The sequence below is a fragment of the Alistipes megaguti genome (assembly GCF_944320325.1).
In the GTDB taxonomy this organism is placed as follows: domain Bacteria; phylum Bacteroidota; class Bacteroidia; order Bacteroidales; family Rikenellaceae; genus Alistipes; species Alistipes megaguti.
The window spans coordinates 62,969-70,723 of record NZ_CALUHA010000011.1; the positions used below are offsets into that span (position 1 = coordinate 62,969).

5 protein-coding genes are annotated in these 7,755 nt (G+C 60.9%); all 5 read right to left on the bottom strand.

Features of this window, described 5'->3' with window-relative positions:
- Positions 1–14 precede the first annotated feature (14 nt).
- Positions 15–395: a TraR/DksA family transcriptional regulator gene (locus PUQ42_RS04650; RefSeq protein ID WP_087403686.1), complete on the bottom strand. Its 381-nt coding sequence runs from the start codon at positions 393–395 to the stop codon at positions 15–17.
- Positions 396–478: 83 nt separating this feature from the next.
- Positions 479–3,964, bottom strand: a complete 3,486-nt coding sequence (gene ileS, locus PUQ42_RS04655; protein WP_273371416.1) for an isoleucine--tRNA ligase — start codon at positions 3,962–3,964, stop codon at positions 479–481.
- Between the two features lie 176 nt (positions 3,965–4,140).
- Positions 4,141–5,970, bottom strand: coding sequence for an ABC transporter ATP-binding protein (locus PUQ42_RS04660; protein WP_122119554.1), 1,830 nt, complete (start codon positions 5,968–5,970; stop codon positions 4,141–4,143).
- 261 nt (positions 5,971–6,231) lie between these two features.
- The gene (gene rnhA, locus PUQ42_RS04665; protein ID WP_273371419.1) at positions 6,232–6,690 is read right to left on the bottom strand and encodes a ribonuclease HI; all 459 of its coding nucleotides are present in this window, start codon (positions 6,688–6,690) and stop codon (positions 6,232–6,234) included.
- 210 nt (positions 6,691–6,900) lie between these two features.
- On the bottom strand, positions 6,901–7,755 hold an 855-nt coding region (locus PUQ42_RS04670; protein WP_273371420.1), incomplete at its 5' end, for a class I tRNA ligase family protein.

Sequence of the window (7,755 nt, forward strand, 5' to 3'; positions counted from 1 at the left end):
TCTGCGGCCCCGGGTTATTTGCGGCGCTCCTTGGCTTCGATGCATTCGGTGGCGTGGGGCACCTTCATCAGCCGCTCCTTGGGAATCAGCTTGCCGGTGGTTTTGCAGATGCCGTAGGTCTTGTTCTCGATGCGCACGAGGGCCATTTCGAGATTGCGGATGAATTTCATCTGGTGAGCCGCCAGTCGGCCACTCTCCTCCTTGGAGAGGGTTGTAGCGCCTTCTTCCAGCACCTTGAAGGTCGGCGACGTATCTTCGGTGTCGTTGTCGGCCGTGTGGGTAATCGTGGCGCGCAGCAGTTCGTAATCCGCACGCGCGTTCTCAAGCTTTTTCAGAATAAGCTGCTTGAACTCTTCGAGTTCGGCATCGCTGTATCGGGTTCTTTCGTCTGCCATAAGTCAGTCCTCTCTATTTGGTTTTATGTAAAATTAAACAAAAATTCCGATATCACCAAATTTTCCCGATCACAGATGGACTTTTATATCCTCGAAACGGCAATCTGCAGCGGCTCGTCGTCAATGTCGGAATTGACCACTACGGCACCTTGGGGTTGCGGAGCGGTGCGGACCTCGACGGCAAGGGTCTGCGAGGCGATGTAGTCGGCATAGTGGGCGATGGCATCGGCCACGAGGGGCTTCTGCTCGATCTCGACGCGGATCTTGTCGGTGACCTCGAATCCGGAATCCTTGCGGATGTTCTGGATGCGGTTGATCAATTCGCGTGCCACACCCTCGGCGCGGAGTTCGTCCGTGAGGGTGATGTCGAGGGCCACGGTGAGCTTGCCTTCCGAGGCGACGAGCCATCCGGGCATATCCTCCGAGGTGATCTCGAAGTCGGCGGGCGTGACGGTGATCTTCTCGCCGCCGACCTCCAGCGTCGATTCGGGTGCAGCCTCGATGGCGGCGATCTGCTCCTGCGAGAATCCGGCCACCAGCGCGGCGATCTGCTTCATCTGCTTGCCGTAGCGCGGGCCGAGGGTCTTGAAGTTGGGCTTGATGCGCTTGGTGATGATGCCGGTGGTCTTCTCGATGAGTTCGATCTCCTTGACGTTGACCTCGCTCATGATGAGGTTCTTCACGGCGGCGATGTGCTCGGCCATCGAGGGGTCGAGTACCGGGATGAGGATCTTCATCAGCGGCTGGCGCACCTTGATCGAGACCTTGCGACGCAGGGCCAGCACCATCGACGAGACGCGCTGAGCGAGATCCATCATCTCCTCGAGCCGGCGGTCGATGAGCTTCTCGTCGGCCTTGGGGAAGGTCGACAGGTGGACCGACTCATCGGTGTGGCGGCCTCTGACGGCATTCAGGTCGCAGAAGATGCGGTCCATGATGAACGGTGCGAAGGGTGCCGAGAGCATCGCGACGGTCTCCAGACAGGTGTAGAGCGTCTGGTAGGCGGCGAGTTTGTCCTCGGTCATGCCGCCGCCCCAGAAGCGTTTGCGGTTCAGGCGCACGTACCAGTTGGAGAGGTTCTCGCCGACGAACTCCTGAATGGCGCGGGCCGCAGGCGTCGGGTCGTAGTTTTCCAGCGAGTCGGTTACGTTCTTGACCAGCGTATTGAGCAGCGAGATGATCCAGCGGTCGATCTCGGGACGCTTCTCCTTCGGCACCTCGGGCTCCTTGCCCGTGAAGCCGTCGATGTTGGCGTAGAGGGCGAAGAACGAGTAGGTGTTGTAGAGCGTGCCGAAGAACTTGCGGCGCACCTCGTCGACGCCGTCGCGGTCGAACTTGAGGTTGTCCCACGGCTGCGAGTTGGAGATCATGTACCAGCGGGTGGCGTCGGCTCCGTAGGTGTCCAGCACGTCGAACGGATCGACGGCATTGCCCAGCCGTTTCGACATCTTGTTGCCGTTCTTGTCGAGCACCAGACCGTTCGAGATGATGTTCTTGAAGGCCACCGAGTCGAAGAGCATCGAGGCGATGGCGTGCAGCGTGAAGAACCAGCCGCGGGTCTGGTCGACACCCTCGGCGATGAAGTCGGCGGGGTAGACCTTGTTGAAGTCCTCCTTATGCTCGAACGGGTAGTGGACCTGGGCGTAGGGCATGGCTCCCGAATCGAACCAGACGTCGATCAGGTCGGGCTCGCGGCGCATCGGTTCGCCCTTCGACGAGACCAGAATGATCGAATCGACATAGGGACGGTGCAGGTCGATGTTCTTGGTCGAGTAGTTCTCCTTCGACATGTCGCCGACCTTGAAATTCTTGTAGGGGTTTTCCTTCATCACGCCGGCGGCGATCGCTTTGTCGATCTCCTGCATCAGCTCCTCGACCGAACCGATGCACTTCAGCTCCGAACGGTCTTCGGTAGCCCAGATCGGGAGCGGCGTACCCCAGAAGCGCGAACGCGAGAGGTTCCAGTCGTTGAGGTTCTCGAGCCACTTGCCGAAGCGTCCCGTACCGGTCGACTCGGGCTTCCAGCGGATCGTACGGTTCAGCTCGATCATGCGCTCCTTGCAGGCCGTCGTGCGGATGAACCACGAGTCGAGCGGATAGTAGAGCACGGGTTTGTCCGTCCGCCAGCAGTGGGGGTAGTTGTGGACGTGCTTCTCGATCTTGAAGGCCTGGCCGGCGGCCTTCATCTTCATGCAGATGTAGATGTCCAGCGACTCGGCAGCCTGGGCGGCCTTCTCGTCGTACTTGCCGTCGACGGTGAACTGCGGGTCGTAGGCATTCTTGACCCAGCGGCCCTCGTACTCCTTGTAGACCTCGACGTTGACGCACTCACGGACGAAACGCTCGTCCAGCTCGTCGAGCAGGTAGAATTTTCCGGTGAGGTCGACCATCGGGCGTGTTTCGCCCTTTTTGTTGATCATGAAGAGCGAGGGGATTCCGGCGGCGCGGGCCACGAAGGCGTCGTCGGCACCGAACGTCGGGGCGATGTGGACGATACCCGTACCGTCCTCCGTGGTGACGTAGTCGCCCGAGATGACGCGGAAGGCCTTCTGTGAGGCATCGCGCCAGTTGCCCTCCTCATCCAGCTCGACGGGCTTGACCCAGGGCAGCAGTTGCTCGTAGTGCATGCCGACCAGTTCGGGGCCCTTCCACTCGCCGACCACCTCGTAGGGAACGAGCTTGTCGCCGGGTTTGTAGGCGTCGAGGGCCAGCCCTTCGGCCTTCTTGTTGAAGTGGGCGTTCAGCAGCGCCTTGGCCACCACGGCAGTCATCTTCTCGCCGGTGTAGGGGTTGTAGCTGCGCACGGCGACGTAGTCGATCTTCGGGCCGACACAGAGGGCCGTGTTCGAGGGCAGGGTCCACGGCGTGGTGGTCCAGGCCAGGAAGACGGGCGTACCCCAGCCCTCCATTTCGGGCTTCGGGTCGCGGATGCGGAACTGGGCCACGACGGTCGTATCCTTGACGTCGCGGTAGCAGCCGGGCTGGTTCAGCTCGTGGGTCGAAAGACCGGTTCCGGCGGCGGGCGAGTAGGGCTGAATGGTGTATCCCTTGTAGAGAAGCCCCTTGTTGTAGAGCTGCTTCAGCAGCCACCACAGCGACTCGATGTACTTGTTGTCGTAGGTGATGTAGGGGTCGTCCATGTTGACCCAGTAGCCCATCTTGCGGGTGAGGTTCTCCCACACGCCGGTGAACTCCATGACGGCCTCGCGGCACGTGCGGTTGTACTCCTCGATGGAGATCTTCTTGCCGATATCCTCCTTGGTGATTCCGAGTTTCTTCTCGACGCCCAGTTCGACGGGCAGACCGTGGGTGTCCCAACCGGCTTTGCGGTGAACGAGATATCCCTGCTGGGTTTTGTAGCGGCAGAATACGTCCTTGATGGTGCGGGCCATGACGTGGTGGATGCCGGGCATTCCGTTGGCCGAGGGGGGGCCTTCGTAGAAGACGAATGTCGGGTGACCCTCGCGGGTTTCGATGCTTTTGTGGAACGTGTCGTGGGCATCCCACTCGCCGAGCACGTCGGCGGCTGTGGCGGCCAGGTCGAGGCCTTTATACTCCTTGAATTTCATATCGGCAGGTAAAAAATATCGTTTCGGTTTTGACAACTGACAAAGATAGTAAAAAGATTGGAAAACACCGCAATTCCGGTCCGATTCCTCGCATCGGATCGCCCGTGGACGAAAAATCCGGACCGCTCCGCACGAGGGAGCCGGTCCGGATGGGGTTTTGCGGTCGGCCGGGGGGGTCAGTCGAACGACTGCATCTCGATGAGTTTGGCGTAGATGCCGTTTCGGGCCATCAGCTCGGCATGGGTTCCCTGTTCGGCGATGCGGCCGTGGTCGATGACGATGATCTTGTCGGCGTTGTGGATCGTCGAGAGGCGGTGGGCGATGACCACCGACGTACGTCCCACGAGCAGGTTGTTCAGGGCATCCTGGACGAGTTTTTCGCTCTCGGTGTCGAGGGCCGAGGTGGCCTCGTCGAGGATCAGGATGTCGGGGTTCTTCAGCACGGCGCGGGCGATCGAGAGACGCTGGCGCTGACCGCCGGAGAGTTTCACGCCGCGGTCGCCGATGTTGGTGTCGTAGCCCTGGGGGCATTCGCGGATGAAGTCGTCGGCATTGGCCACGCGGGCGGCTTCGGTCACCTCTTCGGGCGTGGCTCCGGTGCGTCCCATGGCGATGTTGTGCTCGATGGTGTCGTTGAAGAGGATCGTATCCTGGGCCACGACGCTCATGTGGGCGCGGATGCTCTCCTGCGAGTAGTCGCGCAGCGAGATGCCGTCGATCAGGATGTCGCCCGAGGTGGGGTCGTAGAAGCGGGGCAGCAGTTCGCTGAGGGTTGATTTCCCGCCGCCTGAAGGGCCCACGAGGGCGACGGTCTCTCCGTGGCGGATCTCGAACGAGATGCCGTCGATCACCTCGCGCGAACCATCGTAGGAGAAGTGTACGTTGCGGAACTCGATCCGGTCCTTCAGACCGGTGAACTCCCTGGCGTCGGGTTTGTCCTGGATTTCGGGGCGGGTGTCGATGATCGAGAAGATGCGTTCACCGGCGGCAATACCCTGGTTGATGTTGGCGAACTGGTCGATGAAGGTTCTTACCGGGCGGGTGATCTGCGAGAAGATGGCCACGAAGGCGATGAATCCTCCGGGGTCGAGCGATCCGGCCGAGACCAACGCGCCTCCGAAGACGAGAATCACGCCGACGGCCGTGATGCCGAGAAATTCGCTCATCGGCGAGGCCAGTTGCTGACGGCGGGCCATCGAGAGGGTCAGCCGGGCGAGGTCTTCGCTGATGGCGTAGTATTTCTGCTTGATGTATTTGGTGGCGTTGTAGCTCTTGATGACCTTGATGCCGGAGAGCGACTCGTCGAGCGTGGCGACCATTTCACCCATGCGCTGCTGGTTGGTGCGGGCCGGGTGGCGGAGTTTCTTGACGATGTTTCCGATGAGCAGGGCGACCACCGGCAGGAAGAGCACCGAGAAGACGGCCAGCTTCCACGAGATGGCGATCATCATGACGATGTATCCGATGATCAGGAAGGGTTCGCGGAAGGAGACCTGCAGGGTGTTGGTGATGCAGAACTGGACGACGCTGACATCGGAGGTGATCTTCGAGATGATGTCACCCTTGCGCTGGTCGGAGAAGTAGCCGACGTTCATGTCCATGACGCGGGAGAACATCTCGTTTCGCATCTTCTGGAGCGTGCGGGTGCGCATGTTCTCCATGGTCCAGGCCCCGAGGTAGCGGAAGAGGTTGCTCAGGAAGCTGATGATGATGGCGACGATGGCCAGCAGCAGCAGGACGTTCTGGCGGTCATACTCCTGGAAGAGGTGCGAGTAGGTGAAGTTGAAGAGCGTGGTGAGGTACTCCTGGTTGAACTCCACGGGGGGAAGCTTTTCCACATACTCGAACGAGTAGTTCACATCGAACATGGTGTTCAGGATCGGGATGATCAGCATGAACGTCAGCGAGTTGAACAGTGCGTAGAAGACCGAGTAGAAGAAGTATGGAATCGCGTATTTCTTGATCGGGCGGGCGAAGCCCATCAGCCGCAGGTAAGTTTTGAACATTCCGACGTGTTTGGAGGTTACGCAATTTCACGCCGCAGGGATGGAGCCGGTGAACGCAGGGGTCTCCGGCCGCACGAAGCGGAACGGGCCATACCGGGCGGGAAACAATTTCCTGCAAATATAAGCATAATTGCCCGAAAAGCGAAAAAAGCCCGCAAAATCTGGCAATTGTCCCGAAGAATCGGCGGATACTGCCTTTTCGGAACGGAAGTCCGGGGCCTTCGGCGCGGAGGGACAGAGGCCTCGGAGGGCGGAGTTTTCTCACTCGGGGATGTATCCCGTATCCTCGGCCCAGCGGGTGCGGTCGTTGGCGGCGGCCACGGCCAGTTGGTCGCAGCGGTTGTTCTCGACCGTTTCGGCGTGGCCCTTGACCCAGACGAAACGGACCCTGTGTCGGTTGTAGATGCGCAGGAAGCGCATCCAGAGGTCGGGATTCTTCTTGCCGGCAAAGCCCTTGCGGGCCCAGCCGAAGACCCAGCCCTTGGTGACGGCGTCGACGACATACTTCGAGTCGGAGTAGATCACCACCTCCGAGCCCTCGAACTTGAGCGTCTCGAGGGCGACACAGACCCCCATGAGCTCCATGCGGTTGTTGGTCGTGAGGCGGAAACCCTGCGAGAGCTCCTTGCGGTGGGGGCCCGAGAGGAGGACGACGCCGTAGCCTCCGGGGCCGGGGTTTCCGAGCGACGAACCGTCGGTGTAGATGGTGATGGATGGCATCTTGCGGATGGTGGTTTTGCGGTTTGTATGATCCGTTTGCGGAACCCGTTTGCGACAAGCCCCCGCCACATGACGGGCGGGGGTTTGTACGGGATATGCATTTTTGTAAAGCGGGGCGGGTTTTTCAGGCTCGGGTGCGACCGGATATTGTTGGTTTCCGGCCGGCAGCCCTTGGAAACACACCTGCTGGCCCCCCCTCTCTTCAGACGGCTATTTCAGGGCGGCCAGCTGCTCCTTGAGAGCGGCGATCTTGGCCTCGGCATCGGCCTGCTTGGCGCGCTCGTTGGCCACGACCTTCTCGGGGGCCGACTGCACGAAGCGCTCGTTCGAGAGCTTCTTCATCACCGAGGCGAGGAAGCCTTCGTAGTAGGTCAGATCGTCCGAGAGTTTCTTGATTGCGGCGGCGGTGTCGATCTTGCCGGCCAGCGGCACGAAGTACTGCGTCGTCTTGACCAGGAAGGCGGCCGCTGCGGGATCCTTCTCCGTGACGGCCTCGATCGACGAGAGGTTGGCCATCTTCCGGATGACGGGGGCGAACTCGGCGGGGTAGTTCTCGTCGACGATGACGTGCAGGGCCAAGGTCTCCTTCTGCGGGAGGTTCTTCTGGTTGCGGATGTTGCGCACCGAGGAGACGATCTCCTTCACCAGTTCGAAGCGGGCGAGCATCGCCTCGTCGACCTGACCGGCCTGGGGCATCGGGGCCACACAGATCGACTCACCGTCGCGGCGCGGGGCGAGGGCCTGCCAGATCTCCTCCGTGACGAAGGGCATGAAGGGGTGCAGCACGCGCATCAGGGCATCGAAGTATCCCTTCGTGGCCTGGAGCGTGGCGTCGTCGATCGGCTGTCCGAAGGCGGGCTTGACCATCTCGAGGTAGAGGCTCGAGAAGTCGTCCCAGAAGAGGCGGTAGACCTCCTTGAAGGCCTCCGAGATGCGGTATGAGCGGAAATCCTCGTCGATCTGGCGGAGCGAGCGGCTCAAAGCCTGTTCGAACCACGCCACGGCCAGGCGGTTGTTCTCGCTCTGCGGGGCGGCCGGGTCGACCGACCAGCCGTTGACCAGGCG

Bases quoted from the DNA above. Each gene is read 5' to 3' on its own strand.
- PUQ42_RS04660 (WP_122119554.1), bottom strand. From the start codon at position 5,970: ATGTTCAAAACTTACCTGCGGCTGATGGGCTTCGCCCGCCCGATCAAG.
- ileS (WP_273371416.1), bottom strand. From the start codon at position 3,964: ATGAAATTCAAGGAGTATAAAGGCCTCGACCTGGCCGCCACAGCCGCC.
- rnhA (WP_273371419.1), bottom strand. From the start codon at position 6,690: ATGCCATCCATCACCATCTACACCGACGGTTCGTCGCTCGGAAACCCC.
- PUQ42_RS04650 (WP_087403686.1), bottom strand. From the start codon at position 395: ATGGCAGACGAAAGAACCCGATACAGCGATGCCGAACTCGAAGAGTTC.